Genomic DNA, 18619 nt, shown 5'->3' with positions numbered 1-18619 from the left:
CGGTATGTCGTCGGTGCTCCTGCTGTCCAGCAACGGCGCGGGGATGGGGCACCTGACTCGCCTGCTGGCGTACGCCCGACGGATGCCCGACGACCACCGTCACGTCGTGTCGCTGTCGCAGGCGGTGCCGGTCGTCAGCGCCGAGGGGCTGCCCTGGGAGTACCTCGTCTCGCAGGGGTCCTCCGGGCTCCGACCGGCCGCCTGGCGCCGGCTCTTCGCCGACCAGCTCGCCGAGATCCTGGACCGGGTCGACCCCGACGTGCTGGTCTTCGACGGGACCCACCCATACTCCGGGCTGGACGCGGCCCTGGCGAGCCATCCGCGCACCCGCGCCGTCTGGTCGCGGCGCGGGATGTGGCGGCCCGGGCGCAACACCGACCAGCTGGAGAAGGGCGCCTGGTTCGACGCGGTCCTCGAGCCCGGCGACCTGTGCGCGGCGGCCGACCGCGGCGCGACCGCGCAGGTGCCGGACACCGAGGTGGTCCGGGTGCCGCCGGTGACGCTCGTCGACGCCGACCAGCTGCAGGAGCGCGATGCCGCGCGGGCCGCGCTGGGGCTCCCGGAGCACGGCCCGCTGGCGCTGGTCTCGCTCGGCGCCGGCAACATCAACGACACCGGTGACGAGGTCGGGGCGGCGGCCGCGGCGCTGACCGAGCGCGGGATCGGGGTCTGCGTCACCGCCCCCGCCATCGCCGAGAACGCCTACTCCGGGGACGTGCACCTCGTGCGGCACTTCCCGCTCTCCGAGCACTACCGCGCCTTCGACCTGGTCATCGCTGCGGCGGGCTACAACTCGGTCCACGAGTCGCTGCGGCTCGGCGTGCCGACGATCCTCGTCCCGAACCGCCACACCTCGCTGGACGACCAGGAGGGGCGTGCGGACGAGGCGGCCCGCCGCGGCTGGGCCCTGAGCGCCCCGACGCTCACCGGCGGCCGAGCGGGCGCACTGGTCGGTGAGCTGCTGGACCACGGGACGGAGCTGGCGGAGGCCGCGAGGGCGGCCGATCCCGGCAACGGTGCGGCGGCCGCGGCGGCGGCCATCCTCGACGTGGCGAGCGCGGCATGACCGCGGCGACGGACGCGCAGCGTCGGCAGCAGCAGCGCATGGCCCGGCTGGCGGGCCTGCTGCGACGCGCCCCCGGCTACCGACTGGCGCTGGAGGAGGTGCTGCCCCGGGTGCGGCGCAGCCCGACGCTCACCGACCTCGCGTGGCGCGTCTTCGCCCCCCGGCACGGCGCCGGGCACGTCGACGTCCCGCTGCGGGGCGGCCGGCACGTCACGGGTCCCGACGTCTCGCGGCTGCCCGTGGTCGGGGTGCTGGCGACCGGTCTGGAGGAGGCCGAGGCGGAGGGGCTGATCGAGCGGGTCGCCGCGCTGCAGGCCGAGCTGGCGACCTTCCGGCCGCTGTTCGTCCTCGACCGGCCGGTCTTCGCCGCGGCGCGGCGTCACGACGTCGTCCTCGAGCTGCTCGTGCCGCGCGCCGCCTTCGCCTGTGGTGGCCTCGGCGGGCCGGCGGGCTGGGAGGATCACGTCGCCCGGCGGGTCGCGGGCATCGTCGACCACTACCAGCTGTGGCACCTCGCGCGGGCGGGGGCAGACGGATTGGACCCTCTCGACGAGCGCCTGGTGCGCGCCATCGGTGCCCGGCTGCCGGAGGACCTCCGGGCGGGACCGGTCGGGGAGCACCGGTGAGCACGAGCCGGCCGCGGCCGCTCGTCGTCCACGTCACCGGCGCGCGACCGAACTTCCCCAAGGCGGCGCCGGTGATCGAGGGGCTCGGCGCACACGACGTCGACCAGCTCCTGGTGCATACCGGTCAGCACTACGACGACCGGATGAGCACGGTCTTCTTCACCGAGCTCGGCCTGCCCCGCCCGGACGTCGACCTCGGGGTGGGGTCCGGACCGCACGGTGCGCAGACCGCCGCCGCCATGGTGGGCCTGGAGCAGGTGCTGACGCAGCGGCGTCCCGACCTCGTGGTCGTCTACGGCGACGTCAACTCCACGGTGGCCGCCGCGCTCGTGGCCACCAAGCTGCACGTCCCCGTCGCCCACGTCGAGGCGGGTCTGCGCTCCTTCGACCGGCGCATGCCGGAGGAGATCAACCGGATGGTCACCGACCGGATCAGCGATCTGCTCCTCGTGACCTGCCAGGACGCCGCGGACAACCTGGCGGCCGAGGGCGTGGACGCCGCCGCGGTCCACCTCGTGGGCAACCCCATGATCGACACCCTGCTGCGTCACCGGCACCGGCTCGACCCCGCCCGGGTCGCCGGCGCGATCGGCCTGGACGCGTCGTCCTACGTCGCCGCGACCCTGCACCGTCCGGGGAACGTGGACGAGGAGGCCTACGCCCGCACCGTCGTGGCGTCGCTGCACGCCGTGGCCGACCAGTGCCCGGTCGTGCTCCCGCTGCATCCCCGCAGCCGTCCCAAGCTGGCCGCCGCCGGGCTGACCGACCACCCCGCGGTGCGGGCCGTGGACCCGTTGGGCTACCTCGACTTCCTCTCGCTCGTGCAGGGCTCCGCGGTCGTCGTGACCGACTCCGGGGGGGTCCAGGAGGAGACCACGGTGCTCGGCGTGCCCTGCCTGACCCTGCGCCCCAACACCGAGCGACCGGTGACGATCACCCACGGCACCAACACGTTGACCACCCACGACGAGCTGCCCGCCGCGGTCGCGGGCACCCTGGCGGCCGGCCGCCCGGCGCCCGGGTCCACGCCCGTGCCGCCGCTCTGGGACGGTCAGGCGGGGCCGCGCATCGCCGCCGTCCTCGCCCGTTCCCTGGGGCTGGCCTGAGTGGACGTCGACCCTGCCGCGGTCCTCGCGGGCACCCACCCGCACGGCTACCTGCTCCTCGTCGGAGCCGGCCGGGACGGTGCGCCGAGCGAGGTCGAGGGATGGCGCCGCGACACCGTGAGCCTGCCCGGGGCGACGCTCTGGCTGCAGCCCCGGACCGTCGCGACGAGCGCGTCCTCGCACCGCGGGCACCTGATCCTCCTCGGCCACCCGGTCGACGTCGCCCGCGGCACGCACGACGGCCCCACCGTCGCGCGCCGGCTCGCCGACACCTGGGCGACCGGCGGCGAGCAGGCCCTGGTGCGGGAGACGGCATACCTCGGGGGCAGGTTCACCCTCGTGGCGCGAACCGCGGGCCGCACCGGCGACGAGGCGGTCGCGGGGCGCGGGCCGGACCCGGAGCTCCTCGTCGTCCCGGACACCATGGCGAGCCAGCCCGTGCTCGTCGGACGGACCGCCGACCGGGCCGCCGTCGGCAGCTCACCCGTGCTGGTCGCCGATGCTCTCCGCTTCGAGGTGGATCCGGAGGCCGAGGCCCTGCTCGCCACGCTGCGGGAACGGATGGCGGGCCGGGTGAGCTATCTGCCGGGAGTCCGGACCGCCTACCGGGGAGTCCGGGCGGTGCTGCCCAACACGATGCTCCGGCTACGGGTGGGCGCGGACGGGCCGGTCACCGGCTACGAGCGCTTCTGGCCGTGGCAGCCCCGGGTGGAGGACCCGGACGTGGAGACGGTCCACGCCGAGTTCCGGGAGCGCCTCACCGCGCACCTCCGGCTGCTCGCCGACCTGGGTCGCCCCGCGGTCAGCCTCACCGGTGGGCTGGACAGCAGGGTGAGCGCCGCGGCAGCGGCACCGGCACTGCGCGCGCGGGACGGGTTCGCCTTCACCTACGTCAACCCTCGCGAGGCGGTCGGCAGCGACGCCGCCGTGCAGGACGTGCTGGGCGCCCGCGACGTCGCCGGGCAGCTCCGGCTGCCGCACCGCGTGCTGCGCTGGCGGCAGCCGCCCCGCGGGGGCACCTTCGACGTCGTGAGCCGGCGCACCTACGCCCCGCGGATCACCTCACGCGGCGCCGCCCACGCGATGTGGGCGGACCTGCCCGCCGACCTCGTGCAGCTGCAGAGCAACGGCGCCGAGATCGCCACGACCTACACCAAGGCGGTGACCCGCCCGCCGCACGAGCTGGACGCCCGGTGGCTCACGCGGATCTTCGCCGGTGGGCGACCAGGGGCGCACGACGACCTCGCCGAGCAGCTCTACGGGGACTACCTGGAGCAGGCGCCGCTGTCGGAGGCCGACCTGCTCGGCCACGACGCCTACGACCTCGTCTACTGGGAGCAGCGGATGGGCCGCTGGGGATGGCAGAAGTTCTGCGACGGCGACTTCGGGCACCGGGTGCTGCTCCCCTTCAACGACCGGCGGCTGCTGGAGACGATGATCTCGCTGCCCTACCCGCTGCGTCGCGACAAGGTGCTCTTCCACCGGCTCCTGGACGACCTGGGTGTCCGCGAGCCCGCCCGAGGACCGGCGGCCCCGCAGCGCGCCTCGCCAGCCCGGCCGGGAGTGGCAGCCCCGACACCTCCAGGACCGACCCGGCTGCGACGCCTCACCGACCTGCTGCCGTGGCGCCGGACGCCGCGCCCAGCGGACCCGGCAGGGCCGCACGACGCCGACCCGACACCGCAGGGCCCCGGCCTGCCCTGGGGATACGCCCTCGTCGCCCGGAGATCGCCCAGCACCAGCATCCCGGACGGCTTTCTGCACACCGAGCTGCCCGGATCACTCGGCCTGCACCGGCATCCGTCGCTCCCGGCGGCGCTCTCGGGCCGACAGGGCAGGTTCGCCCTGGTCCTGGGCGAGCCGTGCGACCTGCCGGACGGACGGGACGGACCGGCACCGGTCGCCGACCTCCTGCACCAGCTCGTCGTCGAGGACCCCTCGCTCGACCGCGCCGCCACGCGGGCCGCAGCCCTCACCGGTGCCTGGGCCGTGGTCCTGGGCGGACCTGACGGGTCCCTCGTGCTCGGCGACCCGGTGGGTGCGCTCGGCCCCTGGTTGAGCACGGACGGGACGACCCTGGCGAGCGGTGCCGCCCTCCTGCCGGACGGACCGTCGCCGCCCGAGACGCTGGGCGCGCGCTCGGCCCTGCTCTCCTCCGGGTCGGGCGGGCGCCGCACGTGGCGGCCTGGGCCGCTGCCCGAGCTCGACGCGTATGCGGAGCGGCTCGGCACCACCGCGCGGGAGCGCCTCCGCCGGCATGTCGAGCTGCTGCTCCGCCGCGGTCCGGCGGTCCTGTGCGCCGGCCCGGAGGCCAGCCTGCTCGGTCTGGAGCCCGTGCCGGACAGCGCACCAGCGGTGACGTGCTGGGACCCCTCCACCCAGGCCGGCACCCTGACGATGCTGCACGCCACGGACCGGGCCTTCGCCGCACGGCGCGAGCTGCGGCTGCTCAGCCGCGCCGCGGGAGCGGACTGGAGCACCACGCTGGACCAGGAGATCGACCCGGGGGCCGTCCTGTGGCTCGGGCTGGGATCCTCGCCGGACCCCGACCGGGAGGAGCCCGGCGCGCTGGACCTCGTCGCGGGGGTCCGCCCGGTGGCGCTGCCGTGGAGCGACCGCGTGCTCGACCTGCTGGGCGGCCCGGCCGCGGCGCTCGCGGACGCCAGTAGAGTGCGGGGCGATGGCTGAGACGACCCCCGCGGCGCCCGACCCCGCCGACGAGCACCCCTCGTCGGGCCCCGCCGAGGACCTGGTCGTCTCCTACTGCTTCCCGCCCTACGTCGACACCTCGGCGATCGTCGCCGCCAAGCGGGTCCGCGAGGCGGGGCGGTCGGTCGACGTGCTGCAGAACAAGATGTCCAGCCAGCGCAGCACCGACCCCGGGCTGGCGAGCATCGCCGACCACCTCGTGGTCCGCCGCCACCAGCTGCCGTCCCCCACGCTGTTCTCCTCCTGGCGCGGCATCACCGGCTTCACCCAGCGCGGCCTCCAACGGGCCCTGCAGTGGGACCGGGAGGGTGCCGGGTACGCCCGCCTCTACAGCCGCGCGCACTTCACCGCCAGCCACGTCCTCGCCGCGCGACTGGCGCTGCTCCGGCCGGGGATGCGGTGGACCGCGGAGTTCTCCGACCCGTTGTCCCGGGACGTCACCGGGGCGGTGCGGCACGCGCCCGCGCAGGACGGGCCGCTGCTGGAGGTGCTCGGCGAGGGCATCTCGCGCGCCGGCTTCCGGCCACCGACGACCGGCAACTCCTTCCAGTGGGCCGAGCAGCTCGCCTTCGCCCTCGCCGACACGCTCGTCTTCACCAACGAGCACCAGCGCGAGCTGATGCTCGAGACGGTCGAGGACGACCAGCTCGTGGAGCGGGTCCGGGGGCGCAGCGAAGTCTCACCGCACCCGACGCTGCCCCCGTCGTTCTACACGATGGCCGACCCCGACTACCCGCTCGACCCGGACCGTCGGCACCTGGGTTACTTCGGCAACTTCTACGCCACCCGCGGGATGGGCAGCGTGCTGGCCGCGCTGGAGGCGCTGCCGGGCCGGCTCCGGTCGCAGGTCGGCCTGCACGTCTTCGCCGGGCGGCGCGAGGAGGTCGAGCGGGAGGTGGAGCGCCGCGGTCTCGGCGACTGCGTGCGCGTCGGGCCGTTCGTGGGCTACCTCGACTTCCTCGCCCTCTGCACCCGGATGGACGTGCTCCTCGTCAGCGACGCGGTGACCGACGGGCTGCTCGCGACCAACCCCTTCCTGCCGAGCAAGTGGAGCGACTACCGCGGCAGCGGCACCTCGGTGTGGGGCATGGTGGAGCCCGGCTCCGTGCTCGACGCCCAGCCGCTGCAGCACCGCTCGCCGGTGGAGCACACCTCGGCCGCGGTGCAGGTGCTGGCCGAGATCGCCAGAGGCTGACCACCGACCGGTGACGTCGGGCCCCGGCACGACTTTCTACGGTCGGTGACCAGCACCCGAGCAGCACCGACCGGGAAAGTCACGCCCCGGCGCGATCTCCCCGGTCAGGAGCCCAGGATCAGGTCGACGAGCTCGGAGCCGGCCGCTCCCGCCGTGAAGCGTCGCTCGACGAGTGCGCGGGCCTGCTCCGAGGCCGCGGACCACCCCGGCTCCTCGGCGACCGACCGGATCCGGGCGACGGCCTCGTCGACGGTGTCGACGACCCAGTCGCCGAACAGCCCCCGGGCCCCGCCCAGCGGGGCGAAGACCGGCCAGTCGCGGACGACCGGCACGGCGCCGGAGGCGGCACCCTCGACCAGCGCCAGGCCGAAGGACTCACGCCGGCTTGTCGACAGCACGACACCCGACGCCGCCAGGTGCGGCGCCAGGTCCCGGGTGAAGCCGACGAAGCGCACCGCGCCGCGCACGTCCTCGTGGGTGATCCGTTCGCGGAACGCGCGGGCATACGCCTGCTGCGAGGCGATCGTGCCGTCCGGGAAGTCGGTGCCGACGAGCGTCAACGTCCAGGCGGGGTCGTCCTCCCGGAGCCGGGCCAGGACCTCCACCGCCCAGAGCGGATCCTTGACCCGCTGGGCCCAGCCGACCATGAGGAGCCGGCGACGATGGCCCTCGACCTTCTCGGTGGGGATGCGTGCCGGGTCCAGGAGGTTGGGCACGACCCGCACCTGCGTGTCCCGCAACCGCTCGCCGAGGAGGGTCTGGACCATCCGCCGCAGGTGGTCGCTGACCAGCACCAGGACGTCGACCCGGCTCCAGTCGAGCAGGTGGATCCACGGGGAGAAGGCGTCCATGCTGTGGATGCGCAGGGTCACCCGGACCCCGGCGGGCGCGCTCATGACCGCCGCCATCGACCCGCGGTCGGCCCAGTCGACGAAGAGGGCGTCGGCCGCCTCCAGCTCCTCCAGCAGCTCGTAGTCCGGCACCCACTCCTCCCCCAGGGCCTGGCCCAGCCGGGCGCGGACCAGCTCACGGCGCGTGCCCAGCCCCCGCAGCTGGTCCCGGGTCCGCAGCTCGGCGAGGTGCACCTGCGCGCGGTCCTCCAGGGCGCGGCGGACCGGGACGGCGAACTGCGGGTAGGAACCGGGCACCACCACCACCCGCGGCCCGACCCCGGAGGAGTTGTCCCGGGTCGCCGCGGTCCGTCCGGCGGCCCGGTGCAGGACCGGGGCCCGGGGGACCGGGGTGGCCAGGAGCCGGCCGACGCGCGAGGCGCGCCAGTCGGCGAGGTAGGCGTCCGGCTCGGTCACCAGCGCGGAGGAGACCCCGTCGGCGTGCAGCTCGCGGTGGAAGAGCAGCTGCAGCGCCAGGCCGGTCAGTCGCGCGACGGCCTCGACGTCCGGTGCCGCGGTGCTCAGCTCCTCGTCGGCGGCCGCGAGCAGCGACCGGACGGCGTCGGCCGTGCCGGGCTGGTCCCGCCCGGAGCGGGAGATCTCGACCAGCTGCCGCAGACCACGGCGCAGCGCCTCCTCCGAGGGATCACCGCCGGGCGCGGCCGCAGGCAGGAGGCCGACGACCCGGTGGGCGAGCGCATACTCCCCGGTCGCGTGCAGGGCCTCCACGAGCGGGACGAGCAGCGGCTGGTGCCGTGCCGGCACGCGACCACCCGTGCGCCCGACGTGGTCGAGCAGCTCGGTCGCCAGCTCGGGGTCCAGGCGGTGGGCCCCCGCGCGGACCCGCCGCCGGAGCCCCACCCAGACCTCGTCAAGCCGCTTCGTGGCCTCCAGCTCGGCGTGCGTGAGGACCGTGACCGGCGCGGCACCGGGCCGACCGAAGAGGCGGAGTGCCTCTGATCCCACGGGCAGCAGGAGGTCGGCGGCGTGCAGGGTGCGTCGGGCGCGCAGGTCGCCGCGCAGCCGCCGGGCCAGGACCCCGCGGTCACGCCACCAGGCAGCCGGAGCGGGTCGCAGCGCACGGCGCAACGCCTGTCGCGCACCGCCTGCGTCGGCCGCGCCGACGCGCACCCGGCCGCGGAAGGAACGCAACGAGGGCCCCGGCTCCCCCTCGGCCCACACCAGCACGACCCGGTGCCCGTGGTCGGTCAGGGAACGCAGCCGGGGCGCCGCCTCGTCCAGCTCGGCGGCATACCGGGCGACGGCGACGACCCGACGTGGACCCGCGTGCGGCCCGGTCAGCACGCCGGGCGGGCTGGAGCGGGGATCGGGCGGCTCGGCGGGCACTCCCCGACCCTACCCACGTCCGTCAGCCGCGGATGAAGGCCTCGACCTCGGCGCGCCCCTGGTCGTCCGGCATCTGCACCGGCGGGCTCTTCATGAGGTAGGCGCTGGCCCCGACGACCGGTCCACCCTGACCCCGGTCCTTGGCGATCTTGGCCGCCCGGATCGCGTCGATGATGATGCCTGCCGAGTTCGGGCTGTCCCAGACCTCGAGCTTGTACTCCAGGTTGAGGGGGACGTCACCGAAGGCACGGCCCTCGAGCCGTACGTAGGCCCACTTGCGGTCGTCCAGCCACTGGACGTAGTCGGACGGGCCGATGTGCACGTCCCGGTCCGCGAGCGCGGTGGAGATGTTGGAGGTCACCGCCTGGGTCTTGGAGACCTTCTTGCTCTCCAGCCGCTCCCGCTCCAGCATGTTCTTGAAGTCCATGTTGCCGCCGACGTTGAGCTGGTAGGTCCGGTCCAGCGCCACCCCGCGCTCCTCGAACAGCCGGGCGAGGACCCGGTGCGTGATCGTGGCCCCCACCTGGCTCTTGATGTCGTCCCCCACGATGGGGACCCCCGCCTCGGTGAACTTCGCCGCCCACTCCGGGTCGCTCGCGATGAAGACGGGCAGCGCGTTGACGAAGGCCACCCCGGCGTCGAGGGCGCACTGGGCGTAGAACTTGTCCGCCTCCTCACTGCCGACCGGGAGGTAGGACACGAGCACGTCGGCCCGTGCGTCGCGCAACGCCTGCACGACGTCCACCGGCTCCTCCAGCGACTCCTCGACCGTGAGCGCGTAGTACTTGCCCAGGCCGTCCAGCGTCGGACCCCGCTGCACCATGACCCCGGTGTCCGGGACCTGCGCGAAGGTGACCGTGTTGTTCTCCCCGGCCTGGATCGCCTTGGACAGGTCCTGACCCACCTTGGCGGCGTCGACGTCGAAGGCGGCGACGAACTCCAGGTCACCGACGTGGTAGTCGCCGAAGCGCACGTGCATGAGGCCGGGCACGGAGCCGTCCGGGTCGGCGTCCCGGTAGTACTCCACTCCCTGCACGAGCGAGCTGGCGCAGTTGCCCACGCCCACGACCGCCACTCTCACCGACGACATGAGGACTCCTTGCTGACACGGCGCGGGCGGCCCACCTGGGCCGCCCCTTCTCGTGACCTGCCAACGCCGCCGACCGCACGGGCATTCCGGGGCGGCCGCAGGCACCGGGGCACAATGGGGGCGTGAGCAGCTCCAGCACCACACCCCGTTCCCGCCGCCCGTCCGGCACCCGGAAGCGCCGCGGGGGTCGCCGTGGCGTGATCCGCCGCGTCCTGCTGTGGATCACCGGCCTGGGGCTGTTGGCAGTCCTGCTGGCGGTGGGGGTCTTCGCGTGGGCGTATGCCCGGACCGACGTCCCCGAGCCCAACGACTTCGCCGAGGCGCAGAGCTCGATCCTCTACTACGCGGACGGCGAGACCGAGCTGGCGCGGTTCACCGGGGGTTACGACCGCGAGTCGGTCCCGCTGTCCGAGGTGCCCGAGCACGTGCGCTACGCCATGCTGTCGGCCGAGGACCGCTCCTTCTACGAGAACGAGGGGGTCTCGGTCACCGGTACCGCGCGGGGGGCCTGGCGCACGCTGACCGGCGACGGCCTGCAGGGCGGCTCGACGATCACCCAGCAGTACGTCAAGAACTACTACCTCACCGCGGACCAGACGCTGCAGCGCAAGTTCACCGAGATCATCATCGCGATCAAGATCGACAACGAGCTGGCCAAGGACGAGGTCCTGGAGAACTACCTCAACACGATCTACTTCGGGCGGGGCGCCTACGGCATCCAGACCGCGAGCCGCGCCTACTTCGACAAGGACGTGTCCGAGCTCGACGTGGAGGAGGGTGCCTTCCTCACCGGGGTCACCAACGCGCCGTCGCTGTTCGACCCGGACTACGCCGAGGGCAACGACGAGCGCGCGCAGGAGCGGGTGGCCTACATCCTGGACGGCATGGTCGAGGAGGGTTGGCTGGACGCCTCGGAGCGCGACGGGCTGGGCCTGCCCGAGATCCAGGAGCCACAGCCCTCGACCGCGGCCCAGGGCGTCGAGGGCTACATCGCCCAGGAGGCGCGTGACGAGCTCAAGGAGGTGCTGGGCGTCGACGACGCCGAGATCGACGGGGGCGGGCTCCGGGTGACGACCACCATCGAGCAGGACCACCAGGAGGCTGCCGCGGAGGCGGTGGAGCTCTACCGCCCCACCGGTGAGGGCACCGACGACATCACCGTCGCGCTGACGTCGGTCCGCCCCGGGGACGGTGCCGTCACCGCGATGTACGGCGGCGAGGACTACCAGGAGACGCAGCTCAACGCCGCGACCGACGCCCAGGTCCAGGCCGGCTCGCTGTTCAAGCCGGTCACGCTGCTGGCCGCCGTGCAGGAGGGGGTGGACACGCTCCAGACCTTCGAGGGGCCGACGCCGATGTCCTTCGGCGACACCGGCGACCTCGAGGTCAACAACTTCCGCGACCTCAGCTTCGGGGTGATCGACCTGCGCATCGCCCTGGCGGAGTCGGTCAACACGATCTACGTGCAGCTCAACGAGCAGATCGGCCCCGAGGCGACCCGGCAGGCGGCGGTCGACCTCGGGCTGCCGGAGGACACCCCGGGGCTGGACACCGACCTGACCAACGTGCTCGGCACGGCCTCGCCGACCCTGCTGCAGATGACGAATGCCTACGCCACCATTGCCGCCGAGGGAGAGCGGGCCACGCCCTACCTCGTCACCCGGGTGGAGACCGTCGCCGGCGACACGACCTACGAGGCCGAGCCGGAGACCACCCAGGCCGTGGACCGTGACGCCGCGGTCGACGTCACCGACGCCATGACCTACGTGGTCGAGCAGGGCTCGGGCATGTCGGCCGGCGAGCTCGGCCGGCCGGCCGCCGGCAAGTCCGGCACCAGCGAGCGCAACGTGTCGGCCTGGTTCGACGGCTTCGTCCCGCAGCTGGCCGCCGGGGTCGTGATGTACAAGGGCGACGGCACGGTGCCGATGCAGGACGTGGCCGGGATCGACCAGATCACCGGTGGCACCTTTCCCGCCCAGGTCTGGGGCGAGTTCATGCGCCAGGCCATGGAGGGCGAGGAGATCCAGGAGTTCTCCCCGCGGGTGGGGACCAGCGGACCGACCGGCACCCCCGCCCCCACCACGCAGGCGCCGGCCCCGGAGCCGACGACCTCCGAGGAGACGACCGAGCCCACCGAGACGACGTCTGAGGAGCCGACCGAGACGACCTCGGAGGAGCCGACCGAGACGACCTCGGAGGAGCCGACGACCACCGAGCCGACCGAGTCGAGCCCGGCGCCGACCACCCCCGCACCCACCAGCCCGGCGCCCACCCCCACGAGCCCCGACCCGACCGAGGGGTCGTCCCCCTCGCCGACCGGGTGAGCGACCGCTCGCCCTTCCCGGACCGCCGCCACGGCGATCCACCCTGGGACGTCCCGTCCTGGTCGGACCCGGTGGTCGCGCGGGCCACCGGCGCGCTGGGGGGCCCGCTCGGCCGGTTCGCCGTCGTGGGCGGAGCAGGTCTGGCCGGGGTGGCCGCCGCCCTGGTGGCGCTGGGGACGATCGCGCTGTCGCTCGGCGTGTGGCGATCCGGTCACTGCCTGATGAAGGGCTGGAACACGCCGGACCAGTTCTGGCGCGCCTGCTACTCCGACCTGCCGGTCGTGCACGTCAGCTCCCCGCTCGCCGAGCGGGCCCTGCCCTGGGTCGGCGAGGGGGCCGCGACCGGCACCGCCCCGCTTGCCGGGGCCGTCATGTGGCTCCTCGCCCGTGTCTCGCCCGCCGCCGGCGACGGCGTCGCCGCGCAGCAGTGGATCTTCACGCTCTGGGCACTCGTCTGCGTGCCGCTGGTGGCCGTGGCCGTCCTGGCCCTGGTGAGCCTGTCCCCCGGAGCGCCGTGGCGGGCGGCGCACCTGGCGGCGAGCCCGGTGCTGGTGCTCCTGGCGCACGTGTCGACGGACCTGCTCGGGGTCACCCTCATGGTCCTCGGGCTGTGGGCCTGGCGACGGGACCGCCCCTGGGTCTGCGGCCTGCTGCTGGGGGCGGCGCTGCTCGTCCGTCCCTTCCCGCTGCTGCTGCTGGCGGCCATCCTGCTGGTCGGGGTGCGCCGCGGGCAGACCCTGCCCGCCCTCCAGGCACTCGTCGGGACGGTGCTGGGGGCGTTGGTCGTGCTGCTCCCCCTCGTCACCCTGCAGCCCGAGTCGCTCTCCGCCGCCCAGCTGTGGTGGGGCCAGCCCGCCGGGTACGGCGCGCTGCAGATGATCCCCCGGCTGCTCGGGTCCACCGTCCCCACCTGGGTGACGACAGCCGTGGCGGTGACGGGGTGGGTGGTCGCCCTGGTCGTAGGCTTCCGTGCGTCCCGGCGGCCCGAGCTCGACGTCGAGCAGGTCACCGCCCTGATGCTCCTCGTGGTGGCCCTGACCGCGGCCTCGGTGTCGGTCCAGAGCGGGCTGTGGGTGCTGCCCTTCCTCGCGACGGCCGCGATCCGGTGGGCCGAGCACCTCCTCTGGGCGCTCGCGGAGGGCCTGGTCTTCCTTACCACCTGGCTGCACATCGCCTTCGCGAGCGACCCTGGACGTGGCCTCCCGGGGGACGCCTACGCCCTGACCGTCGTGCTGCGCGCGGCGGCCTGGGCCTGGATCCTGTGGCGGGTGGGCACGCGTCCGGCGCCGCAGGTCGTGGCTCAGCGCCCGATGCCGACCTCGACGCCGGCACGGACCGTCTCCCCGAGCTGATCGGCACGGACGACCGGCACCACCTGCTCCTCCACGACGTCCCGCAGCGAGCGGACGTAGGTCGCCGAGAGGTGGTTGCTGTCGCGCCAGACCACGACCTCCCCCACGATCGGGCTGCAGGTGCGGCCCGGGCACACGGCAGCGGTGAGGTCCAGGACCGGTAGCCCGGGACGCTGCTCGGCGAGCAGCTCGTGCCCGGTGCCGGAGGCGTCCAGACCGTCCTGCCGGTCGAAGGAGCACTGCGGCACGTCCTCCTGGTTCTCCAGCAGGCAGGCCGGCACGTCGAAGGGCGCGCGGGGGACGTCCCGGATGAGCGCCGCGCGCATCCCGGCCTCGTCCAGCATGTCGATCCGCCGACCCAGACCGGCAGCCACCTTCTCCGCCCCGGTGGTGCCGTAGGACGCGCTGGAGAGCAGCACGACATCCGGTGACTGCTCCAGGAGCACCTCGTCGAGGTTGTCCTGCCACGTGCTGCACTGCCGGTAGTCCCCGGCCCCCCCGGTGCGCTCGATGGTCAGCCCGCGCGCCGGGGGGCAGGACGACTTGGTCATGGCGATGACGCGCCAGCCGCGGTCGCGCCCGATCTGGTCCAGTGCCGTCATCCACATGCTCGCGTGGCTGTCACCGATGAGGGCCAAGGTGCGTGTCCCGTCCGGGTCCCCGGCCTCGCACACCCCGACGCGGGTCCCGCTCAGCCCCACGAAGCAGTCCTCCGGCTCCAGCGCCGGGACGTCGTCGGGCACCTGCTCCAACGGCACCGCAGGCTCACCCACCTCCTGGGGCACCTCGACCACGGCAGGTGGCTCGCCGAGCGCGCCCGACACCCCGCTGCCGGCCGCCGCGGCCTCGACCGGGACATCTGCCGGCGTCGTCGTCGCCGGGTCGTCGACCCCCACCGCGAGGGTGTCGGCCCCGACCGGGGACCGCATCTCGTCGACCACGGCCGGGGTCCGCCACCGGGCGGCGCTCTCCGTCGGCGAGGGCGGCGCCACGGCGATCACGGCCACGCCCAGCGCGGCCCCCGCCAGGGTGCAGTTCAGCCCGAGGCGCAGGGTTCGCCACGTCGCCTGCCCGGGCGTGAGGCGAGCCGCGAGCACCGGACCGTGACGTCGCACCGGGTCCTCCACCAGCACGAAGGACAACCAGGCCGGCACCACGGCGAGCGCGAGCGCCAGCAGGCCCCAGCCCACCGGCAGCGTGTCCGGACCGCCCCGACCGACGTGGACGAGCTCGGCGGCCACCGCGATGAAGGGCCAGTGCCACAGGTAGAGGCTGTAGGACAGCCGACCCAGCCACTGCAGCGGCGACCAGCGCAGCAGCAGGACCGGCCCCATGCGCCCGGCTGCGGGTCCAGCGAGCAGGACCAGCGCGGTGCCACCCGTCGGCAGCAGCGACCAGAGGCCGGGGAAGAGCGTCTCCCGGGTGATGACGACGAGCGAGAGGACGATGAGCGACAGCCCGGTCCAGCCGGCCACCGCCGCCACCCACCGCGGCAGCCGTGGCCAGGCACGGGCCCCGAGCGCGACGATCGCGCCCAGCATCAGCTCGTGCACCCTCGTCGGGGTGACGAAGTAGGCGGCCGGCTCCTCGAGCGTCCACCACCAGGACAGCGCGAGCGAGGCGCCGAACAGTGCCAGGGTGACGACCCAGGAGGCGGCGCGGAAGACGCGGGCCCGGCCCGCGGCATACACGAGCAGGCCGAGCAGGATCACCGGCCACAGGAGGTAGAACTGCTCCTCGACGGACAACGACCAGTAGTGCTGCAACGGGCTGGGGGCGCGCTCCAGGTCGAGGTAGTCCACCGAGCGCCACGCCATGCGCCAGTTGACGACGTAGGTCGCGGAGGCGACGAGGTCACCACCCACCTCAGCCCACCGGCCACGCGGCAGGAAGACCACCGTGAGCAGCGCCGTCCCGGCGAGCGCGGCGAGAGCGGCCGGCAGCAGTCGGCGGGCGCGGCGCGCGTAGAACCTGGCGAGGTCGATCCGCCCGCGGGCCCGCCCCTCCTCCAGCAGGAGGGAGGTCATGAGGAAACCGCTGACGACGAAGAAGACGTCCACCCCGGCGAAACCACCGGGCAGCAGTGTCACCCCGGCGTGCCAGAGCATGACCCCGAGCACCGCGAGCGCGCGCATGCCCTCGATGTCGGCGCGGAAGCCGCGAGGGACGGGTGGCACCCGCAGCGCGTGCCGCGCGGCGTGCAGCGCCCTGGCACGGGTCCGGGTGAGCGGTGCCTGGTCGGAGGTCACGGGGCACCCACCGGTCGCTCGGCACCTGCTCCGGCCACCGGATGACGCCGCCACGTCCGGTGGGTCCCCTCGGCCCACGCCGCCGCCAGCAGACCCAGCCCGGCCAGCACCAGCCAGCCCGCCCCCCCGGAATCGACCGGGTCCGTGGGCACCTCGGCGGCCGCGACCAGCTCCAGCTCGTCCGGTCGCCCCTGCACGGTCAGCGCGGCCGCGGTGTCCGCCGCCACGGCCGCCAGCCGCGGGTCGGGCGCCTCCGCGCGGACGTGGACGCGCAGGTCGCCCTGCTCGTGCCGGACCGTGAGCTGCACGCTCCCCCGCAGGTCGGGGCCCAGCTCGACGGCCCGCTCGACGTCCCGCTCCAGGTCGGGGTCGGTCATGCCGACGGCGACCTCGTCGGCGACCCGCTCCTGGCCCGCGGCGACGGTGGCCTCCGCGGCATACGTCAGGGGACGCAGCAGGTCCCATCCCCCGACCAGGAGGGTGAGCAGCAGCACCGCGGTGATCCAGGGGATGCCGGACAGCCGCTGGGTCCACCGTGTCGGTGCGTCCTGGCCGTGCCGGGTGCGGCTGTGCCTACCCACTGCTGCGCTCCTGCTCCGCCCACCACCTCAGCAGCTCGGCGCGCGCGCCGTCCTCACCCAGCAGACCCTGGTCGAGCCGCACCGACAGCAGATGCTGGTAGGCGCGGCCCAGCTCCGGGCCCGGCGAGATCCCGAGGACCTCCCCGATCTGGTGACCGTCCAGCTCGGGTCGCACGGCGGCCAGCTCCTCCTCCTCGCGCAACCGGGAGATCCGCTGCTCCAGGTGGTCGTAGCTGGCGGCCAGCCGAGCCGCCTTGCGGCGGTTGCGGGTGGTGCAGTCCGAGCGCGTGAGCTTGTGCAGGCGACCGAGCAGCGGGCCGGCGTCGGTGACGTAGCGGCGCACGGCGGAGTCGCTCCACTCGCCCGTGCCGTAGCCGTGGAACCGCAGGTGCAGCTCGACCAGGCGAGTGACTGCCTTCACCGTCTCCTTGTCGAAGCGCAGCGCCCGGAGCCGGGCCCGGGTCATCTTGGCCCCGACGACCTCGTGGTGGTGGAAGCTGACGCCTCCGCCCGGCTCGAACCGCCGGGTCGCCGGCTTGCCGATGTCATGCAGCAGCGCGGCCAGGCGCAGCACCAGATCCGGACCGGGGACCGCGTCCTCGTCCTGCGCTCCCGGCGCGTCCTCGAGGTCGATGGCCTGCTGCAGGACCGTGAGGCTGTGCTCGTAGACGTCCTTGTGCCGGTGGTGCTCGTCGACCTCCAGCTGCAACGCCGGGAGCTCGGGGAGCACCTCGTCGGCCAGGCCGGTGGAGACCATGACCTCGAGCCCGGCACGCGGGTCCGCACTCAGCATGAGCTTGACCAGCTCGTCACGCACTCGCTCGGCCGACACGATCCGCAGGCGCTGCGCCATGTCGGTCATCGCCTCCCGGACCTCGTCGTCGAGGACGAACCCGAGCTGCGCCGTGAAACGGGCGGCGCGCATCATCCGCAGCGGGTCGTCGCTGAAGGAGACCTCGGGACGGTGCGGGGTGCGCAGCCGGCGGTGCGCCAGGTCCGCCAGCCCACCGTGCGGGTCGACGAAGGTGAGGTCGGGGAGCCGCAGCGCCATCGCGTTGACCCGGAAGTCCCGACGGACGAGGTCCTCCTCCAGAGACTCCCCGAACGCGACGACCGGCTTGCGCGTCTGCCCGTCGTAGGCGTCGGCACGGTAGGTGGTGAACTCCAGGGTCGCCCCGGCCCGACGGGCCCCGATGGTCCCGAAGGCGCGCCCGACGTCCCAGGTCGTGTCGGCCCAGCCACCGAGCGTCCGCTCGATCTGGTCCGGGGTGGCGGACGTGGTGAAGTCGAGATCTGTCGAGGACCGCCCGAGGAAGGCGTCCCGCACCGGGCCGCCGACCAGGGCGACGTCGTGGCCGGCGTCCGCGAAGAGCCCGCCGACCTCGGTGAGCAGCTCCCTGGCCGGGGTCAGCTCACGCAGGGCGCGCAGGAGCAGCGCGCCGTCGCTCGTGATCTGGGTGGCGGACATCGGATCCAGGGTAGTCGGCCGGTCGGTGCGCGGGTGCCGTCGCTCCCGTTCCGTGCCCTGCCCACTCGTTACAGTGGGTGGATGACCACCACGCCGCCGCGCCAGCACCTGGGCGCGAGACGGTTGCCGTCGGTCAACGAGACGTCCGCAGGGGGCGTGGTCATCGATGTCGTGGACGGGCGGGCCCGTATCGCCATCATCGCGCGTCGCAACCGTTCGGGACGGGTGGAGTGGTGCCTGCCCAAGGGGCACGTGGAGCCCGGCGAGACCCTGGTGCAGACGGCGGAGCGGGAGGTGGCCGAGGAGACCGGGATCGAGGGTCGCGTCCTCGTGACCCTGGGGACGATCGAGTACTGGTTCACCACACCGTCACACCGCATCCACAAGATGGTGCACCACTATCTCCTGGAGGCGACGGGTGGGCATCTCACCATCGAGAACGACCCGGACCACGAGGCCATCGACGCGGTCTGGGCACCGCTGGACGAGGTGCACCGCACCCTGACCTTCCCCAACGAGCGGCGTATCGCCCGCGAGGCGTGGTCACGCCTCACCCGGAGCGCCTGAGACCTCCGTGACCAGAGTCCCCGCTCGCGCCCCGAGGGCGGTCCCTCCC

Annotated in this window: 13 protein-coding genes; 8 read left to right on the top strand and 5 right to left on the bottom strand. The window is 74.2% G+C overall.

The features are described 5' to 3' along the window. The first annotated feature begins 4 nt into the window (after nucleotides 1–4). Genes BJF86_RS11710 through BJF86_RS11690 form a run of 5 tightly spaced genes read left to right on the top strand, consistent with a single transcriptional unit; the run spans nucleotide 5 to nucleotide 6702 of the window. Nucleotides 5–1066, top strand: coding sequence for a glycosyltransferase (locus BJF86_RS11710; RefSeq protein ID WP_075819331.1), 1062 nt, complete (start codon nucleotides 5–7; stop codon nucleotides 1064–1066). Next, the gene (locus BJF86_RS11705) at nucleotides 1063–1692 is read left to right on the top strand and encodes a hypothetical protein (RefSeq protein ID WP_075819127.1); all 630 of its coding nucleotides are present in this window, start codon (nucleotides 1063–1065) and stop codon (nucleotides 1690–1692) included. The genes BJF86_RS11710 and BJF86_RS11705 overlap by 4 nt, the downstream gene beginning before the upstream one ends. Beyond that, complete coding sequence (gene wecB, locus BJF86_RS11700; RefSeq protein ID WP_075819125.1) at nucleotides 1689–2798, top strand: non-hydrolyzing UDP-N-acetylglucosamine 2-epimerase; 1110 nt, start codon at nucleotides 1689–1691, stop codon at nucleotides 2796–2798. The genes BJF86_RS11705 and wecB overlap by 4 nt, the downstream gene beginning before the upstream one ends. Further along, nucleotides 2799–5486 carry a hypothetical protein gene (locus BJF86_RS11695; RefSeq protein ID WP_075819123.1) on the top strand — a complete coding sequence of 896 codons (2688 nt, stop codon included), beginning with the start codon at nucleotides 2799–2801 and terminating at the stop codon, nucleotides 5484–5486. Beyond that, nucleotides 5479–6702 (top strand): hypothetical protein, encoded by a 1224-nt coding sequence (locus BJF86_RS11690; RefSeq protein ID WP_075819121.1) that lies wholly within the window; start codon nucleotides 5479–5481, stop codon nucleotides 6700–6702. The genes BJF86_RS11695 and BJF86_RS11690 overlap by 8 nt, the downstream gene beginning before the upstream one ends. Before the next feature lie 104 nt (nucleotides 6703–6806). Here the strand turns inward: BJF86_RS11690 and BJF86_RS11685 are convergent, their stop codons facing one another. Both BJF86_RS11685 and BJF86_RS11680 read right to left on the bottom strand, forming a co-directional pair. After that, entirely contained in the window at nucleotides 6807–8939 is a 2133-nt protein-coding gene (locus tag BJF86_RS11685; RefSeq protein ID WP_075819119.1) for a glycosyltransferase family 4 protein, read from the bottom strand. A gap of 22 nt (nucleotides 8940–8961) precedes the next feature. Beyond that, complete coding sequence (locus BJF86_RS11680; protein WP_075819117.1) at nucleotides 8962–10029, bottom strand: inositol-3-phosphate synthase; 1068 nt, start codon at nucleotides 10027–10029, stop codon at nucleotides 8962–8964. A 122-nt stretch (nucleotides 10030–10151) separates the two neighbouring features. On the opposite strand from BJF86_RS11680, the gene BJF86_RS11675 reads away from it, so the two are divergent. Both BJF86_RS11675 and BJF86_RS11670 read left to right on the top strand, forming a co-directional pair. Beyond that, a complete protein-coding gene (locus tag BJF86_RS11675) occupies nucleotides 10152–12353 on the top strand; it encodes a transglycosylase domain-containing protein (RefSeq protein WP_083653006.1) in 2202 nt (733 codons plus the stop codon). Continuing rightward, a complete protein-coding gene (locus BJF86_RS11670) occupies nucleotides 12350–13705 on the top strand; it encodes a hypothetical protein (RefSeq protein WP_075819112.1) in 1356 nt (451 codons plus the stop codon). Before BJF86_RS11675 ends, BJF86_RS11670 begins: the two co-directional genes overlap by 4 nt. Here BJF86_RS11670 and BJF86_RS11665 read toward each other — a convergent pair. From BJF86_RS11665 to BJF86_RS11655, 3 genes are read right to left on the bottom strand one after another with little or no spacing between them, the layout of a single operon-like run. Continuing rightward, the gene (locus BJF86_RS11665) at nucleotides 13654–15954 is read right to left on the bottom strand and encodes an acyltransferase family protein (protein ID WP_075819110.1); all 2301 of its coding nucleotides are present in this window, start codon (nucleotides 15952–15954) and stop codon (nucleotides 13654–13656) included. The two genes, BJF86_RS11670 and BJF86_RS11665, sit on opposite strands and share 52 nt — an antisense overlap. Further along, complete coding sequence (locus BJF86_RS11660; RefSeq protein ID WP_075819108.1) at nucleotides 15951–16535, bottom strand: hypothetical protein; 585 nt, start codon at nucleotides 16533–16535, stop codon at nucleotides 15951–15953. The genes BJF86_RS11665 and BJF86_RS11660 overlap by 4 nt, the downstream gene beginning before the upstream one ends. Beyond that, nucleotides 16528–18003, bottom strand: coding sequence for a CCA tRNA nucleotidyltransferase (locus tag BJF86_RS11655; protein ID WP_075819106.1), 1476 nt, complete (start codon nucleotides 18001–18003; stop codon nucleotides 16528–16530). Before BJF86_RS11655 ends, BJF86_RS11660 begins: the two co-directional genes overlap by 8 nt. 81 nt (nucleotides 18004–18084) lie before the next feature. Between BJF86_RS11655 and BJF86_RS11650 the strand changes: the two genes are divergently transcribed. Continuing rightward, entirely contained in the window at nucleotides 18085–18570 is a 486-nt protein-coding gene (locus BJF86_RS11650) for an NUDIX hydrolase (RefSeq protein ID WP_022923478.1), read from the top strand. Nucleotides 18571–18619: the final 49 nt, after the last annotated feature.

Origin of the sequence: Serinicoccus sp. CNJ-927 (genome assembly GCF_001942435.1) — a bacterium.
Classification (GTDB): Bacteria; Actinomycetota; Actinomycetes; order Actinomycetales; family Dermatophilaceae; genus Ornithinicoccus; species Ornithinicoccus marinus.
Note: the sequence above shows the minus strand (reverse complement) of the source record. Positions and strands in the feature narration are given on the sequence as shown.

Bases quoted from the DNA above. Each gene is read 5' to 3' on its own strand.
- BJF86_RS11710 (WP_075819331.1), top strand. From the start codon at position 5: ATGTCGTCGGTGCTCCTGCTGTCCAGCAACGGCGCGGGGATGGGGCAC.
- BJF86_RS11705 (WP_075819127.1), top strand. From the start codon at position 1,063: ATGACCGCGGCGACGGACGCGCAGCGTCGGCAGCAGCAGCGCATGGCC.
- BJF86_RS11690 (WP_075819121.1), top strand. From the start codon at position 5,479: ATGGCTGAGACGACCCCCGCGGCGCCCGACCCCGCCGACGAGCACCCC.
- BJF86_RS11680 (WP_075819117.1), bottom strand. From the start codon at position 10,029: ATGTCGTCGGTGAGAGTGGCGGTCGTGGGCGTGGGCAACTGCGCCAGC.
- BJF86_RS11655 (WP_075819106.1), bottom strand. From the start codon at position 18,003: ATGTCCGCCACCCAGATCACGAGCGACGGCGCGCTGCTCCTGCGCGCC.
- BJF86_RS11650 (WP_022923478.1), top strand. From the start codon at position 18,085: ATGACCACCACGCCGCCGCGCCAGCACCTGGGCGCGAGACGGTTGCCG.